13 protein-coding genes are annotated in these 15774 nt (G+C 44.2%); 7 read left to right on the plus strand and 6 right to left on the minus strand.

All coding sequences use genetic code 11. From position 1 onward, the window contains the following. Window positions 1-13: 13 nt before the first annotated feature. Complete coding sequence (locus JHD45_RS06430) at window positions 14-1240, plus strand: MFS transporter (RefSeq protein ID WP_199475681.1); 1227 nt, start codon at window positions 14-16, stop codon at window positions 1238-1240. Between the two features lie 126 nt (window positions 1241-1366). Here the strand turns inward: JHD45_RS06430 and JHD45_RS06435 are convergent, their stop codons facing one another. The 4 genes from JHD45_RS06435 to lpxM all read right to left on the minus strand — a co-directional run bounded on the left by JHD45_RS06435 (window position 1367) and on the right by lpxM (window position 5518). After that, the gene (locus JHD45_RS06435; RefSeq protein ID WP_199475682.1) at window positions 1367-2527 is read right to left on the minus strand and encodes a GNAT family N-acetyltransferase; all 1161 of its coding nucleotides are present in this window, start codon (window positions 2525-2527) and stop codon (window positions 1367-1369) included. A gap of 64 nt (window positions 2528-2591) precedes the next feature. Then, a complete protein-coding gene (gene aroE, locus JHD45_RS06440; protein WP_199475683.1) occupies window positions 2592-3404 on the minus strand; it encodes a shikimate dehydrogenase in 813 nt (270 codons plus the stop codon). 7 nt (window positions 3405-3411) lie between these two features. Then, complete coding sequence (hemF, locus tag JHD45_RS06445) at window positions 3412-4377, minus strand: oxygen-dependent coproporphyrinogen oxidase (protein ID WP_199475684.1); 966 nt, start codon at window positions 4375-4377, stop codon at window positions 3412-3414. Window positions 4378-4576: 199 nt separating this feature from the next. Further along, on the minus strand, window positions 4577-5518 hold the full coding sequence (gene lpxM / locus JHD45_RS06450) for a lauroyl-Kdo(2)-lipid IV(A) myristoyltransferase (RefSeq protein WP_199475685.1): 942 nt from the start codon (window positions 5516-5518) through the stop codon (window positions 4577-4579). Window positions 5519-5685: 167 nt separating this feature from the next. On the opposite strand from lpxM, the gene JHD45_RS06455 reads away from it, so the two are divergent. From JHD45_RS06455 to JHD45_RS06475, 5 genes are all read left to right on the plus strand, one after another. Next, window positions 5686-6207 carry a hypothetical protein gene (locus JHD45_RS06455; protein WP_199475686.1) on the plus strand — a complete coding sequence of 174 codons (522 nt, stop codon included), beginning with the start codon at window positions 5686-5688 and terminating at the stop codon, window positions 6205-6207. 213 nt (window positions 6208-6420) lie between these two features. Then, window positions 6421-7596, plus strand: coding sequence for an aminotransferase class I/II-fold pyridoxal phosphate-dependent enzyme (locus JHD45_RS06460; protein ID WP_199475687.1), 1176 nt, complete (start codon window positions 6421-6423; stop codon window positions 7594-7596). A gap of 45 nt (window positions 7597-7641) precedes the next feature. Then, window positions 7642-9672, plus strand: a complete 2031-nt coding sequence (locus JHD45_RS22210) for a GMC family oxidoreductase N-terminal domain-containing protein (RefSeq protein ID WP_233407624.1) — start codon at window positions 7642-7644, stop codon at window positions 9670-9672. 2 nt (window positions 9673-9674) lie between these two features. Beyond that, window positions 9675-9827 (plus strand): hypothetical protein, encoded by a 153-nt coding sequence (locus JHD45_RS06470; protein WP_199475688.1) that lies wholly within the window; start codon window positions 9675-9677, stop codon window positions 9825-9827. Window positions 9828-10066: 239 nt separating this feature from the next. After that, window positions 10067-11446 (plus strand): diguanylate cyclase, encoded by a 1380-nt coding sequence (locus JHD45_RS06475; RefSeq protein ID WP_199475689.1) that lies wholly within the window; start codon window positions 10067-10069, stop codon window positions 11444-11446. 47 nt (window positions 11447-11493) lie between these two features. Here JHD45_RS06475 and JHD45_RS06480 read toward each other — a convergent pair whose 3' ends face one another. Further along, window positions 11494-12057, minus strand: a complete 564-nt coding sequence (locus JHD45_RS06480) for a TetR/AcrR family transcriptional regulator (RefSeq protein WP_199475690.1) — start codon at window positions 12055-12057, stop codon at window positions 11494-11496. 129 nt (window positions 12058-12186) lie between these two features. On the opposite strand from JHD45_RS06480, the gene lpdA reads away from it, so the two are divergent. Further along, the gene (gene lpdA / locus JHD45_RS06485; RefSeq protein ID WP_199475691.1) at window positions 12187-13596 is read left to right on the plus strand and encodes a dihydrolipoyl dehydrogenase; all 1410 of its coding nucleotides are present in this window, start codon (window positions 12187-12189) and stop codon (window positions 13594-13596) included. A 1174-nt stretch (window positions 13597-14770) separates the two neighbouring features. Here the strand turns inward: lpdA and hisG are convergent. After that, a complete protein-coding gene (gene hisG / locus JHD45_RS06490; protein WP_199475692.1) occupies window positions 14771-15613 on the minus strand; it encodes an ATP phosphoribosyltransferase in 843 nt (280 codons plus the stop codon). Between the last annotated feature and the right edge of the window lie 161 nt (window positions 15614-15774).

Raw genomic sequence — 15774 nt, forward strand, 5'->3', positions numbered from 1 at the left:
GAAAGATAACCGAATGATTCAACTAAATCAGTTACCTTTAAAAATGTGGGTATGGCTTGGCGCAAAACAGCTTTCGGATATCAGTGCATTTATAAATACAATTGTGATTAGTGTTTATGCCCTTTCATTATATGATAACCCAATAATACTCGGATTTATCCTCGCCTTAAAAATGTCAGGCTCCGTGATGGGAGCATTTTTGACGCCTGTTTTATCTCGTTTTTGGTCTCATCGAATCATTCAAACAGCATCTGACTATGCAAATGGAATAATAATGCTTGCTCTGGCTTTTAGTCCAGAACCAGCTCATCCAGCCCTTATTGTTGTGCTGCCTTTTTTTATGGGCCTATTTCAAGGCACATTCCATGTTTCACTCTATACACAAGTTCCTCAGTTTCTAGGTGCTAACTTTCGTCATCAAATGAATAGCCTTTTGGCCTCGATACATGGTATTGCAGTGGTGATAGGTGGTATTTTAGCAGGTATTTTATATGATTTTTTGCCTGTCCAAATGATATTTCTGATAGATGGTGGAACCTTTTTGTTATCAGGTGTTATATTTTTTGCTTTACGAATAAATAGCAATCAGCTCAACGTATCAGCTTCTGATAGACCCTCTTCTAAACCAGAAAAATTTGACATGGTCATGCTGAAGAACATCTGGATGATAGTTGGCGTTATCTTTATAGCACGTTTTATTGAGGCATTTGGCTCATCCACTCATAATGTAGGCTTTCCAATCCTATCAAGAGAATTCAGTCTAGAAAACCCAGCCTTTCTTGTCGGATGGATTATGGCTTTATGGGGCGCAGGTAAAATTTTTGCATCAGTTATTACACCAATGGCTGTAAATAAACTAAAACTATATTATTTAGACGAATCAAGCATTTTCATCTGTTTTTTAGCAATCACATTTCTTCTTTTCCTTGGCGTATTTTGGTCTAATAGTCTATGGGTAATTTTATTATTTTCATTTCTTGCTGGTATATTTGATGCCGCAACGGAAACCGTTTATTACGCCATTCTACAGCACTCTCCCGAAGGGTTAGCGACAGATCGTTTGATCAGCATATCTTATTTTATTGAACGTGCTGGTATGGGTCTCGGTATATTATTAGTTGGTTATGCATTCTCTATTGCATCTACCAGTACAGTAAGCGGTATATTTTATTTAGTCTCAATCATCGCTAGCTTATTTTGCCTGGGGATCACTATAACTAAGGCTAAAGAGCAAAACTGAATAGGCCAGTTTTGCTAGGGAAGATAGGTGATGTTTTTAACCCATTATCGGTTCGAAGCACTTGATGAAGATTAGTCATCTTAAATGTTTCTGTCTCTCAACTCCCTTACAACACGAAGCCGATAATTATGTGGCTTGCTTAAACGGCAGCATTTCATGGGTATCTTGATGGTATTCCCGCACAGCTTGGGCTTCTTCCTCACAGAAGTTGCCAATGGCTTCGCGGAAGCCTTCGTGGGCGATGTAGTGGACGCTGTAACTGAATACTGGCTCGAAACCACGGGCAATTTTGTGTTCCCCTTGAGTGCCTGGATCAAAATGCTGTAACCCTTTTTCCAAGCAAAACTCAATGCCTTGGTAGTAGCACGCTTCAAAATGCAGGCAATCCACTTCTTCCACACAGCCCCAATAGCGGCCATATAAAGAATGGTCATCGAAGAAACACCAAGAAGCGGCGATTGGCTCGTCGTTTTTATAGGCTTGTACTAAGAGAATCTGCTCGCCCATGGTTTCAGCTAACTGTGCGAAAAATTCGCGAGTCAAATAACCTTGCTGTCCACGTTTGGCGTAGGTAGATTGATAGCACAGGTAGAAAAAGTCGATTTCCGCTGGCGTTAGTTCACTGCCCAAGGTTCGCGTCAGTGTGATCCCTTGTTTAGCGACTTTGTCACGCTCTTTACGAGCCGCTTTACGCTTGCGACTGGCAAAGTGCGAAAAGTAATCTTCCATGTCTTGATAGCCCCGATTGAACCAATGGAACTGGCAAGAGATACGCTGCAGCAGATCTTCATTATGACGAAATAAATCCGCATGTTCTGGTTTGGTAAACAACAGGTGCCAGCTGGAAAAGCCGCGTTCTTGGTTCGCTTGGGTCATAACATCCGCAAGAGCAGGGTACAGATGGGCAAACTCAGCATCATCCCCCTTTGGGTCCATATGGGAGAATAATCGAACGCCCGTCACAGGCGAAAACGGCACCGCCCAAATACGTTTCGGAAAGTAGTGCATACCATAACGCTGGTAGGCATCCGCCCACGACCAATCAAAGACAAATTCTCCTTGGGAGTGCGTTTTTAAATAGGTCGGGGCAATGGCAAGAGGCGAGTCATCCTCGTTCATCACCAGAAGATATTCAGGATACCACCCCGTACCGTCGCCAATGCTTTGACTTTGCTCTAAGGCTTTATGAAAAGCAAACTGCGCAAAAGGATAACGGGTCTCACCAATGGCCGCTTGCCATCTTGCTTCACCAATTTGATCGACCGAATTAAACCATTGCGCTTTCATACTGCTTTCCTTTTTTGCCTATCTCGCTGAATCACTTCGCAGATTAACCAACTTATGTCACCGATTAGTCAGCGGCTTTCATTTGCTGACGCATTTCGTCTACCAAGCTGGCGGTTTCTGGGCGTACCTGACGCCACAGGTAGAAAGACTCAGCGGCTTGTCCGACTAACATGCCAAGGCCATCGGCTCCCGTCGCGCCGCGCTCATAAGCCCATTGCAAAAAAATGGTTCGCTCTTTGCCGTACATCATGTCGTAACACCAAGTCTGCTTGCCGATCAGCTCGTCTTTTAGTGGCGGTAAGTGACCCGATAAACTCGCCGATGTGCCGTTGATAATGACATCAAAGTCGCCTTGAAGCGCCTCAAAAGACGATGCCAAGCAGTCGAAATGTTCCGCTAAAGCCTGGGCTTTTTCTACGGTACGATTGGCGATGGTGACAGATTCTGGCTGCTCGCTTAGCAAGGGCTCTAAAACACCACGTACCGCGCCACCCGCACCAATCAGCAAGATGCGTTTGTCTTTTAACGACTGGCCGTGGTTTTGGGTAATGTCTCGCACCATGCCCACACCATCAGTATTATCGCCAAACAAATCGCCATTTTTGCCCACTAATAACGTGTTCACTGCACCAGCTTGCTTCGCACGTTTGCTAAGAATATCGCACATAGCAAAAGCACGTTCTTTAAAGGGCACCGTAACATTAAGACCTTTTCCCCCTTTGGAAAAAAAGTCACGTACCTGCGCTTCAAAATCAACCTCGTCACCCAGTAACGTCGAATAGACCATTTGTTGGCCTGTTTGCTGAGCAAAATGCGCGTGAATACTGGGTGATTTGCTGTGAGCAATGGGATTCCCGACAACGGCGTATTGATCCAAAATAAGTCTACTCCTTTTCACAAGATGATTCGGATAGCGTCAGCCAATCCCTTGAAGTGAGATAATAATCCGTTAACTTCGCTTCTTCGCTATTCGGCTCTACCTCATAACAGTAAGTCCAACGCACTTCGGGTGGTAGTGACATCAAGATGGATTCAGTTCGCCCCACACCGCTTTGCAAACCAAAATGTGTACCACGGTCAAATACCAAGTTGAATTCCACATAACGACCACGCCGGTGCAGCTGGAAATCGCGCTGTTGCTCGTTGAAATCGTGGTCCTTGCGGCGTTTTAAGATCGGCATATAAGCCTGTGAATAAGCATCACCCACCGCACGCATCATGCCAAAGCAATGGTCAAAGCTACCTTCATTGAAATCATCGTAGAAAAGACCACCGATACCGCGCGGTTCTTGGCGATGCTTCAGATAGAAATACTCATCACACCATTTTTTGAGCCGTGGATATAAATCCTCACCAAAGGGAGCCAGCGCATCGTAAGCGGTTTGATGCCAATGGATACAGTCTTCGTCAAAGCCATAATAAGGGGTCAGATCAAATCCACCGCCAAACCACCATACTGGTTCCATACCGTCTTTTTTTACTACAAACAAACGCACATTGGCGTGGGAGGTAGGAGCAAAAGGATTATTAGGATGGATGACCAACGAGACACCCATGGCTTCAAAACTGCCACCAGCAAGTTCCGGACGACCTGCTGTGGCGGATGGCGGCAGGTTTTCTCCCATCACGTGAGAGAAGTTCACTCCGCCTTTTTCGATCACAGTGCCACCGGCAATCGCACGGGAGCGTCCACCACCCCCTTTGGGGCGATCCCAGGTGTCTTCACGAAAACGCGCCTCGGGCTCAAACGCTTCTAACTCCTCACAAATACGATCTTGAAGGGCTAATAAGTACGCTTTTACCGCAGTGATGTCATCATGACTGATTGGGGGGTGTAACGCGTCTGACATTGAGAGCTCCATATACAACTAATACCTACTAAGCCAATTATCTGACAGGCGAACAATCGGCTGCCGAGTAAATAAGCTTAAACTTGTGAATGGAGTTTACCATTGAAAGAAGAGGAAAAAAGAGTGAAGGAGGAGAAGAGTGTGAAAAGAAACACATAGAGACCTTTACTCGACATTACGAGCAAAGGTCTCACACTGATTAATACAGCTTAGACCCATCCGGACGGCTGCGAAGCAGGTTCAAAATCCACATATATTGTTCGGGGTGTTCGGCGATCAAGGTTTCCATGGCTTGGTTCATAGCGATAGCATCTTGCTCTTCATTCCCCGTGGGAAAGTTTTCCAACGCAGGCAATATGAACAACTCATACTGACCATTTTCTGAGTTATAGGTTGGTAACATTGGAACCACCACTGCTTTTGTTAATTTGGCAAACTTGCCAAGCCCTTTCATAGTGGCTTTTTGAGCCCCGAAAAAAGGCACAAACACTGAATGCTGGGGGCCTAAATCTTCATCCGGTAAGTAATAGCCCAAATACCCTTCCTTCACCGATTTCAAAAACGGCTTAATGCCCACTTCACGAGGGTAAATTTTACCGCCATATTGCATACGCTGTTTATGGATCAGCCAATCGAGAATCTTTTGTTTCTGCGGCTTCATCATGGTAGAAACTTGATAACCTTTCGCCGCAATCATCACCGCGGCATAGTCAATGGCCCAGCAGTGCGGTACCAACGCGATGATTTTTTCCCCACGATCTAACAAGGGTAACAAATGCTCGGCCCCAATCATCGACCCTTTAGATTGATTATGGCGCTTACTACGCACTAATAAGCCAGCGTAGCTAAGGTAAAACTGCAACGCCGTCTCACAGCAGCGTTTCAGAATATCTTCCCGTTCTGCAAGGGATTTTTCTGGAAAGCATTGCTCTAAATTGATTCTAGCCCGCTTGATGGTCGAGCTGCTTTTACGCGTGACAAGAAGGTGTGCCATTTTGGATGCCAGCTTATCCCGTATACGAAACGGCACAAACGCTAATGAAACGGCGAACAGCAAACCAATCCATGTCAGCCAATATTGTGGAAGTAGAAAACGCCACTCAAAAGTGGGATTGTGAACATACTTATCTTGAATACTCATATATAACCGAAGTAATTGTCTTCAAATAGTCGACCATATTACCCTAATTCAACTGGCCCTCAAAACACTAACAAAGCAAACCAATTTTTTCGTGTAATACCGTGTAATACCCACAACGCCCCAACTATTGTAACGTTTGGCGAATCTAGACCATTTGGACAAGCGTTATGTCTATCTTCCACGAACATCAAGCACCAAGTCCACAAGAGCTGGACATTATGGTGTTTATTAACCTTAAAAAAACCCTCAAAAACAATTCGCTACAAGGCTCCGCTTTTATGATGGATAACAACCCAAACAGCGAAGGAGAGGGTTCGACGGCGTTATGCTCATTTGCAACCCTAGGACAAACCATTAATTGGTCGGTTCATCCCCTGAATATGAATGGCTCGGATCAAGCTTGGAATCAAAGCGGTGACTGTTCGGTATCCATTCACCGCATTCTCTTTGAAGACGCCCAAGTTGTGAACTTGGACGAATACGTCTCAGACCGTGACCAGCCAACTAAGACCGTTCAGGCAATCTCTAACTTATCTGGAAACATCTCGAATAAAAAACAGTTAGTAGGAAAATACCGATATCGGTTACAGTTAAAAATACAATCGAAGAGCAAACGATTTACTCCCAAATATTTTGTGATCACCTCTGCAACGTTAGCCATTGCCGAACAAAAACAACAGGCTGCCTAAGGAAGGCGCAGCCAATTATCCTAATCCCCACCTTGTTTCTCCTTTCGTGTAATACCGTGTAATACCATTTTTGACAATCACGACTAGTCTTTCTTAGGTGATGTTCAACATCACATATTTACTCTCAACCATCAGAAACTATCCCATTGCAATAAGAAAAATAAAAAAAGAAAAATGGATAATTTTCTTAATACTTAGCGAAGGAAAGGAAAGATGCAATCCATTATTGAACTCGTAAAAGGTCACACCGACATTCGAAAGCAAGCAATCAATATGATTGTCAGCGAGAACCGTTTATCAGACGCCGCATCCGAGGTACTGGCCAGCGATCTTGCTTCACGCTATGCAGCCCCCTTTTATGCTGGCACCTCGATTTCTCAAGAAATCATGTCGCAAACCACAGCAAAAGCCCAACGCTTATTCAAAGTCAAACATGTGAACCTATCGCCCATTTCTGGCAGTAACAGCTTGATGGCGGTGGTTTTCGCACTCACCAACCCTGGCGATAAAGTTGGCCGTGTGCCACCTTTTTTCCCTGGTGGCGGCTATCCGTTTAACTATGAAGTCTTCCATCGAGTGTCTTTACCCTTGCCTTTTTCAGACGAGAACTGGCAACTCGATGTGCCCGCAACGTTGGAATTACTCAGTAAAGAACAGCCCAAACTGGTCATTCTAGGCGCCTCAATTTACACACGCCCCATGCCCGTCAAAGAAGTCGCCGAAGTGGTTCATTCCTACGGAGGCATCTTAGCGTACGACAGCTCCCATAGCTTGGGGCTAACGGCTGGCGGACAGTATCAGGACCCATTAGGTGAGGGCGCAGACCTTATCTTTGGCTCTACGCATAAAACCTTTCCAGGCCCTCAAGGCGGCATCATTCTTACCAATAGTGATGAGCTAAACGATAGAATCGATGTGGTCTCGAACTTTACCCCATTAAATGGCCCCACCATGATCTGTAACCCACATCTGGCACGCATTGCCAGTATGGGCATCGTGATAGATGAAGTGCCTTGGGAGCAATACGCGGCACAAATCGTTGAAAACTCGCGCGCGTTTTCTGATGCCCTAATCGATAATGGCTTTGAAATGCGTGGGCAGAGCAGCACAAACTTCAAACACCTCACTTATTGCCATCAAGTGCTTCCCAAACTAGAGAGAGAGCAGGGCATAGCACATCGAGATAAGCTCGCCAAACACGGTATTCATGTGGATGGCTTTATGCGCATCGGTACCGCTGAAATCACTCGCCTAGGTTACACCGCCGAAGACTGTACTCACCTTGGCAACTTGATGAGTCAAATCGTTCTTTCAGATAAAGCGATACTACCGGAGCTAAAAGAAGAAATAGGCAAAATCAATGCCGCGCACCAAACCATCATCATGTAGAGCACGGACAACTCAAACACAAACTTAATATGGAGATAAAGTAACATGACTAACCCAAACAACACCTATGACACTGTGATTATCGGCTCAGGCTTTGGCGGTAGTGTGTCAGCACTGCGCATTAGTGAGGCTTATAAGAAGAAAAACGCCTCTAAAACCAATGATAATAACAAGCCCATTCTACTGATAGAACGAGGACAGGACTGGTGGGGAGATTTAACCGGAACCCCTGTTTCAGAACCCCCTTTTTGTACATACCGTCAGCCCGATGGCCGATCCACATGGATGAGCGAAGTGGAAGCCTTTGGCACCCCACCAGAAAACCCAAGCCTTAACGATTTGCCACTCAACTTCAACGATGGGACAACATCGAAACGCCCTGTGGGGGTATTTCCAGGATTAGTTGAAACCATTGAAACCAAAAACATGACGGTCTGGGTCGGAGCAGGTTTGGGCGGTACATCACAGGTATACAACACCTTCTTTGAAAAACCCTCACCCAATGCCTTTAACTTAGCATTTCGCGACCCAGAAAAACCAGAGGCTGCAGACTCTTTGCTCACTTTTGATAAGGTGGCCCGTTTTTACGATACCGTAGAAACCGTCATGACTCCGACAGAGATGACAAAGGACATCCTCAACTCGGAGGCCTATACATCGACAAGAGTGTTTCGCGCCCAAGCAGGTAATCTGAAAACGCAAATGGATGACCCAGCGTTAATCGAAAAAACAAAGTCGCTCCCGCCTAAAATCAATAAAAACATTTTTCCTCTTAAACAAATGGATGCCCACTTAAGTACCTTATCCCTCGATTGGGACCTTGTTGAGCACGAGATCAAAGGCGACATGCTGCCTTCGGCCATCATTGGGGAAATGTGGTACGGCATGAACAGCTTCTCTAAGCAAGCAGATGGTAGTATGAAAGGCATTAAAAAAAGCTTGGATCAAAACTACCTCAAACAAGCGCAGGAGTTAGGTTACCTTGATATCCAATGCTTAACAGAAGTGACTCAAGTCGTTTACAACGGAGACAAAGAACACTATCGAATTTATGTCAAACAATTCCACATCGATAAAAAAACCAGTCAATTGACGGGGACAACAGAAACCTCTTACGTAGCGAAGAACGTCATTTTCTCGGCTGGCGCCATGCATACCCCTCGATTGTTGCTGGAGTCTGCCAATAAAGCCAATCCTATTAATCTTAATCAAAAGGGTTTACCCACCTTACATAAAGATGTCGGTAAATTCTGGGGACAAAATGGTGACCTATTTGTCACACAAAGCACCACAGAATTCACCCGACCCGCCAATGGTGGACCGGGATCTGCCGATGCTACCTTTAGCTACCTAGATAATAATGCCACGGTAGACAAAGGTATTGAGTTTATTAAAACTCATCATGCCTCTCCTTATTCCAGAATAGCGGTGTACCCTGTTTGGTATGAGGAATCCGTTAACTTACAAAATACTCTGATGATGGGCGTTTGTATGGATACCGCCCCGGGGCAGTTTACACAACAAGCAGACGGTAGCTATCAACTAGACTACCCGAGTACCCAACTTCATAATGATGGAACCAGTGAGGGCTTATATTATGAAGGCGGTATGGCGGATTCCATCAATACCGCTTGGAATACCCTGCGCCTTTGGAGTGCAGCGAATAGAGATACAAGTGCGGATAATGGTACCGGTAAAACCCAGAAAAAGCCTCTGATCCCATTCAAAGGCTACCGTGGGGCCTTCCACTCCAATACCACAACACAGCATCATGTTAATCAGTTAAAAGAGGTAAATGCGATTACAGAACAGGATGATTACCTAGAAAACTGCCTGTTTGATATCGCCTTTGGCATGACCCCCCACCCTTTGGGAGGCTGTGTACTTGGTAAAGCCTGTGATGAGTACGGAAGAGTAAGAGACGCGGATGGAAAAGAGATACCAGGGCTATACGTGGTTGATGGCTCATTAATTCCAGGCTCGGCCGGGGCCTGTACCCCAGCATGGACCATCGCCGCCGTGGCAGAGTACTGCATGGCAAAGGTAGCCGATGAAATAGCCGCAAAAGGAGATTGATCATGAAAGCACAACCACCTAAAGATAAAGACCAACAAACAGCGAAAAAAATGGCACCGCGCGAGCCAGAAGCGAAAGTCTCTGAACAGACATTTACAGCAAAGCCTCAAGCATCTCAACGACACAGACATGGCGTTCGTTTTGATGTCGTCTAGCATTTGACCTGGTCAAATAAACCAACAGCAAGCCGTCTATCCGCAAATAGGCGGCTTTTTTTAATTTTTTTAAAAGCAGATTTCCTTCCGGTTACAAAACTTAGACAAGAAATAGGCTATCCTTAATATTGCTTACTTTATAAGCAATAGAATTTATCAGAAAATAGGCTCATAAAAGTTAATAAGACATCTGACCCGCCCCCGTAAGCGCCCCAGATATGTCCTTTAGAGAACGACAAATGGAATCAATCAATAAGCAGCTTCAACAGCTTCATCTTACTCAGATAGAAGACCTTTTAGAGCATGCTCCCATCGCCATTGGTCGCTACAATATTTTATCTGGCCGCATTAATTTTCTGAACCGAGCCTTTACGATACTATTTGGTTACACCCTTCATGACCTTCCTAACTTAGCTGTTTGGTCTCAAAAAGCCAATCCCACGAAACGTCTTATTAGCCAACTGGATCAATCAATTGATGATGTAGAAAATAAAATAACCTGTAAAGATGGCACCATACGCTACGTCAGTTTTTCTTTTACTGATTTTGGAGATGAACGCTTTTGGTATTTCTACGATCTTTCAGAACATTACATCAAAGAGCAGCGCCTTCAAGCCCGTAGTGACATGCTCGAAATGGTCGCTAAAAGCTCCGCCCTTAACAAAACACTCTCCGTCATTATCAAACAAATTGAAAAAGAAATGCCGGATGCGTTATGCAGTATCTTGCTATTTGATGCAACCAATCAAACCTTAAATTTAGGGGCTGCACCCAACCTACCAGACGATTACAACATAGCCATTAACGGTATCAAAATTGGCCCTAATATTGGATCTTGTGGTACCGCCGCCTACCTAAATGAAAGAGTGATCGTGGCTGATACCGCAACCCACCCTTACTGGGAAAACTTTACCGAACTGGCACGAAAAGCAGGCTTACGCTCTTGCTGGTCCGACCCAATCAGATCTGCTAATGGGGATTTATTAGGCACGTTTGCAATCTACAACAGCCTCAACCCCACTCCCAGTCAACATGATTTAGAACTGATTAATTTTGCCAGCAACTTAGCCAGCATCGCCATTGAGAATCATAGTGCTCATAAGGAATTGGAGCGCCGTGCTTACAATGATTACTTAACCGACCTCGCCAACCGACGTTCTTTTTTCGAGTTAAGCACCCGCGCATTACAACAAGCGAAACAAGCAAAAGAAAGCTACGCTTTGCTAATGATGGATGTCGACCATTTTAAAAGAATCAACGATATCTATGGACACGATTCAGGCGACCAGGTTCTGCAGATACTCGCGAAAACAAGTCAAGCAGCCATTCCTAAGAACGCAATCTTAGGAAGAATTGGTGGAGAAGAGTTCGCTATTTTCCTACCCAACAGCCACCATAAACAAGCTATTCAAGTTGCTGAGCAATTACGAACGACATTGTCACACATGGCGATAAAAAGCCAAAAGGGCGAACGAATACACTATACAGTTTCCCTTGGCGTCTCCTCTTGCCAAGATAAATGCAACACCATAGGTGAACTGCTCAGCGAAGCAGACAAAGCCCTTTATAAAGCCAAACAAACAGGCCGTAATAAAGTCTGTGTGTTTAGTGAGGACTAGCAGCAAAAACACGTCAGCGCAAAGTGTTGTGTGTCTTCAAAAGCACTTTATCTCCACAAGGATAACGCCTTCTCGAACCAATCCACCTCGCCCGTCGCTTGTACTAATACAGACGCACCATGCAAGGATGCCAACAGCTGACCAGCTTTCACTCGAGCTTGATCATCGGCAAGATTATTAAGACGAACAAAGACTTGCGTCAGCCAACTGAGCTTCACTTCATAAAACTCGGCCAACGCCTCTCCAACGGATTCTGGTAACAGATGTTTATCTGCCGTCAACATAGTACACAGACTCATATTGTGCTGCTCGACAATCTTCTTTTTAAAGCCATCGATAAAACCGTTGAGCATGGCTCGTGGATCAATGGACGCCAATTTAGGATCCGGCAACAGGGCACGGAACTCATCAGTAAAGCGCGTCATGACTGCGACGGCTAAATCCCCTTTGGTCGGGTAGTGATAATGCACGCTAGCACTTTTAATACCAATCTCTTCGGCAATATCACGAAAGCTAAATGCACCATAGCCGCTTTGCACAATGGCTCGCTCTGCGCTGTCCATGATACGGGTTTTGGTGTCTTTCGCGGGTTGTTTGCTGGACGTCGTCATGATGTTGCTTCTCACAATGTTTATCTACCTACTGATAGGTATTTTATTGACGAACAATGATACTACAAGCTATATTTTATCTACCTAGTGATAGATAGGTAAAATTAGCCAACGGAAAAGGAGAAAATAATGAAATACGATGTATTGGTACTGGGAAGTGGTCCTGGTGGCTACGCCGCCGCATTTCGTGCGGCAGATCTGGGGTTGTCTGTGGCATTGGTCGAACGACATAACACCTTGGGCGGTGTTTGCTTAAACGTCGGCTGCATTCCTTCCAAAGCCTTATTACACATTGCAAGCAAGATACGTATGGTCGACGAACCCAGCCATGGTGTGAGCTTCGTTAAGCCGACTATTGATTTGGATGCCATTCGTCAGCATAGACAGTCCACTGTTGATGCCTTAACAAACAACCTCGCCATTATGGCCAAAGGCCGCAATGTGGCAGTTTTTCATGGGGAAGGGCAGTTTGCTTCCCACCACAGTCTAACGCTTAGCAAAGTCGATCAAGAGACAGAAACAATTGAGTTCGAATCGGCTATTATTGCCGTTGGCTCCCGTGCCATTCGCTTGCCATTTATTCCCTATGATGATCCGAGAATCCTCGATGCCACCAGTGCTTTACAACTAAAACGCATTCCCAAACACATGCTTGTCATGGGTGGCGGCATTATCGGCTTGGAAATGGCAACCGTGTATCAAGCCCTAGGTAGCCAAATTACCATAGCGGAATTAGGTGATCAGATCATGACAGGCGCGGATAAAGACTTGGTACGTGTATTTGAAAACGCCAATAAAGATCGCATGACCTTCTTAACGCAAACCCAAGTAACTAAAATCGATGCACACCCAGAGGCCTTGACCATCACTTTACAAGACAAAGACGGTGAACGACATCTTGATGTGGATGCCGTGTTGGTCGCCGTTGGCCGCACCCCCAATGGCCGAAACGCAGGTATTCCTGAGATGGGTGTCGACATTGATCCGCGAGGTTTTATTATGACTAATGAACAATGCCAAACATCTGTACCCAATATCTATGCCATCGGGGATGTGACACACGGTCCTATGCTGGCCCACAAAGCCTCCCATCAAGGACACACTGCAGCAGAAGTGATCGCAGGCCATCAGGTCGATTTTCAGCCGATGGCGATTCCATCCATTGCCTACACTTTTCCAGAAGTCGCTTGGATTGGCCTAACCGAAACCCAAGCCAAAAGAGATAGCATCAAAGTAAAAAGCGCCGTGTTTCCTTGGAGCGCCAGTGGTCGTGCCATCGCGTCTGGCGTGACCCAGGGCAAAACCAAGCTGATTTACGATGCAGAAAGCGAACGAGTACTGGGCGCGGGCATTGTCGGCTCCCACGCAGGGGAATTGCTGGGGGAACTCACTCTCGCTATCGAATTTGGCGCCACCTTAGAAGACATCGCCCTCACCATTCATGCTCACCCAAGCTTGCATGAAAGCGTTGGCCTCGCAGCAGAGGTGGGTACTGGAACCATTACCGATTTGCCCAATAAGAAAAAGCGTTTGGCTTAGCCACGGTCATCGTAACGAACTCCCATTGAGAGGCTATAGAATTAACGCTGGAGATGTATAGAATCTAACATCGAATGAATGCACTTTGTCATATAAAAAGGAGTGGGTATGTCCCCATCTAACTCGTTCGCTAAAAAATTAACGAGACTGCTTGTCGATTTAGCCATTGAGATAGTCTTAGTGGTCGCTATCTTTTACCTCTTAAGCCTATTTATCAGCACGCTTAGCTCAAATACTCTTTTGATGATTTCGGTTTTTGCTTCGGTACTTCTATACAGGGTCGTCATACTGCCCTATGCAATAAAAATGAGAGCGATGAAGGACAAATAATTTTATGCTTGCATGAAGCCGTTGGTCTGGTGGAAAAGATGGCAGCTAGAACCATTACCGATTTGCAAAATATAAGAGCCTTAAAGAGATAAACATATGTTTAGTTTGTGTAAAGATACAAAATATGGATTAAAAAGGTGATATAAAAAGAACGAAGGATGACCCATCTTACAGCGACAAGGAGAAAGCATATGTTGTTATCTAAACCGTCTTCCGAATGGGGAAAGTGGCTTAAAGGTTTAACGATTCAGCTGATTTTAATCATTGCCATATCAAAGTTTCTGATTTTTCTTTTCAGTAGCTTCAGTAGTCAAAGATCAACGACAGTTACCATAATTTCTGTACTTTTAGCTTTTGAGCTATGCCAAACCGTAATCATGCCAACGGCCTCATGCAAGTCATTCACTAAGTTCATGCTATTTATGGTAGATTTTATTGTCGAGATAGGGCTTTTTATCGGTATCTCTTACCTGCTATCTATCTTTTTCAATAATACGGGGTTAGACAACACGATCATACTCGCTTATATTATCTCGATTTTTCTGTATAAGCTGATTATATTACCTTTTGTCTTAAAAAATAGGGCAAATAAACCTAACTACTAAAGACGATATATAGCTCTTCGTCATCGCTAAAATTAAGGAAAGTTTCGCTTGCTTCAAGATAGAGCTCGAATAAAAGTCTATAAGCGATTAAGAACGACTTAGTGACCATTCAATGTAATCTGAATAGCCAGAATAACTATATTAAAATGATATTTAAACTGCCATAAGATAACTTTAGAGCCTTAAGTCAGTTTAAATATCCACATTATTATAAAAAATAAGTCACTTGTTTGAAGAAATTAAATTCTAGCCATTTCTATATTGGTAAGCAGTATTGCTTTGCATCCTAGTTTTTTCAGTTTATCGAGTATTTGATGTACTTCGTCTTTCTTAACCATAGATTTAACCGAGTACCAATTTTTATTTCTCAACGGACTAATGGTTGGAGACTCAAAGCCTGGTGTTAACTCACAAGCTAGATCTAATATCTCTTGCGGTGCATCATATTCAACTAATTGATAATCTAACGCTATAAGTCGGCCACGAATTCTACTGACAATCATATCAATATTATGCGGATCACGTGGGTTAGGTGCAGAATAAAGAACGGCATTTGAAGCAAAAATAGGATCAGACACCACTTTTAACCCAGCAGATTTTAATGTTGCTCCTGTTTCCACAATATCAACCACACAATCAGCCAGACCAAGGCTAATTGATATTTCAACAGCCCCTTCCAGCTCAACGATCTCAATATTGTCACCTTGAAAGTAATCACTCACTATGCTGGGAAAAGAGGTAGCGACTCTAAGACCGGATATGTCACTACGCTTGTCTATACTTGACTCTTGCATAGCAGCAATACAAAGCTTTGAATGACCAAATGGTAGATCTATTATTTCTTTAGCGTTACTCTTTTTTTCACTATGAAAATCTTTCCCGGTAATACCAATATCTATTATTCCCTTACTTAGATACATAGGGATATCATTTGCTCTAAGAAAATAAAATTCTATATCGTTCTTTTTGTCAAAGAAAAACAATCCCTTGGTAGGCTTTTTAACACTGTACCCACACGATTCAAGTAGATCGATACAAGGTTGAAACAAAACACCTTTGTTGGGTAAGGCCATTCTAATCATTATGAACTCCGTATAAAGAAACTATGTTGTTTAAGAAAAGTATAAAACTCCTGACACTCAACAATATACATGGGTATAAATAGCTTAAGTAATATAGAAAGCATCACCAATTAACGTTCGATACTAGGCCTGAAAAACAGCTTTTTATCCACATGAAACTC

Origin of the sequence: Marinomonas spartinae (genome assembly GCF_016461715.1) — a bacterium.
Classification (GTDB): Bacteria; Pseudomonadota; Gammaproteobacteria; order Pseudomonadales; family Marinomonadaceae; genus Marinomonas; species Marinomonas spartinae_A.

Bases quoted from the DNA above. Each gene is read 5' to 3' on its own strand.
- hemF (WP_199475684.1), bottom strand. From the start codon at position 4,377: ATGTCAGACGCGTTACACCCCCCAATCAGTCATGATGACATCACTGCG.
- JHD45_RS06480 (WP_199475690.1), bottom strand. From the start codon at position 12,057: ATGACGACGTCCAGCAAACAACCCGCGAAAGACACCAAAACCCGTATC.
- JHD45_RS06430 (WP_199475681.1), top strand. From the start codon at position 14: ATGATTCAACTAAATCAGTTACCTTTAAAAATGTGGGTATGGCTTGGC.
- JHD45_RS06435 (WP_199475682.1), bottom strand. From the start codon at position 2,527: ATGAAAGCGCAATGGTTTAATTCGGTCGATCAAATTGGTGAAGCAAGA.
- hisG (WP_199475692.1), bottom strand. From the start codon at position 15,613: ATGATTAGAATGGCCTTACCCAACAAAGGTGTTTTGTTTCAACCTTGT.
- JHD45_RS06460 (WP_199475687.1), top strand. From the start codon at position 6,421: ATGCAATCCATTATTGAACTCGTAAAAGGTCACACCGACATTCGAAAG.
- lpxM (WP_199475685.1), bottom strand. From the start codon at position 5,518: ATGAGTATTCAAGATAAGTATGTTCACAATCCCACTTTTGAGTGGCGT.
- JHD45_RS06475 (WP_199475689.1), top strand. From the start codon at position 10,067: ATGGAATCAATCAATAAGCAGCTTCAACAGCTTCATCTTACTCAGATA.
- JHD45_RS06455 (WP_199475686.1), top strand. From the start codon at position 5,686: ATGTCTATCTTCCACGAACATCAAGCACCAAGTCCACAAGAGCTGGAC.
- JHD45_RS06470 (WP_199475688.1), top strand. From the start codon at position 9,675: ATGAAAGCACAACCACCTAAAGATAAAGACCAACAAACAGCGAAAAAA.
- lpdA (WP_199475691.1), top strand. From the start codon at position 12,187: ATGAAATACGATGTATTGGTACTGGGAAGTGGTCCTGGTGGCTACGCC.
- JHD45_RS22210 (WP_233407624.1), top strand. From the start codon at position 7,642: ATGACTAACCCAAACAACACCTATGACACTGTGATTATCGGCTCAGGC.